Below are 463 nucleotides of genomic sequence, written 5' to 3'. Positions count from 1 at the left end.
CAATACGAACTGGGTGTAGGGGCAGAATTTTCTCTCACACCCCAAAGCGGCCTGTTCGCCAACTTTGATGCAACACGCAAAGCCTATCCCGAAAAATCTTCTTCCAGCAAGGAATATACGACACGGCTGGGAGCGTATAGTTTTTTTTCAAGCGGTACTTATCTCAACGCTATCCTGCTTCATCGCCGCAGTCTTTATGACGCTGCAAGTTTTGTCAGCGACAACAGACGGCGGCGCGACAATCAATACATCATGATAGCCGCTGTAGGCTTTCCGCAGTGGAACCTTAAAGGCATGTATCCTGAATTTCGTTTCAGGCGTTCAATCTCCCATAGCAATACAGCACATTACCGATACCGTCAGAATGAATGGCTACTAAATTTTAAATACCGATTTTAAATTGAGTCATTTAGAAATACGCTAAAACAGCGATATAACCATGCTGTTTTGCTCGTTTCTATAT

Annotated in this window: 1 protein-coding gene; it reads left to right on the top strand. The window is 44.1% G+C overall.

The features are described 5' to 3' along the window. On the top strand, positions 1 to 399 hold a 399-nt coding region (locus tag ACTHUM_RS19420), incomplete at its 5' end, for a surface lipoprotein assembly modifier (protein ID WP_440403930.1). Positions 400 to 463: the final 64 nt, after the last annotated feature.

The sequence above is a fragment of the Neisseria sp. P0021.S006 genome, from assembly GCF_051956895.1.
This window is presented reverse-complemented; position numbering and strand designations above follow the sequence as displayed.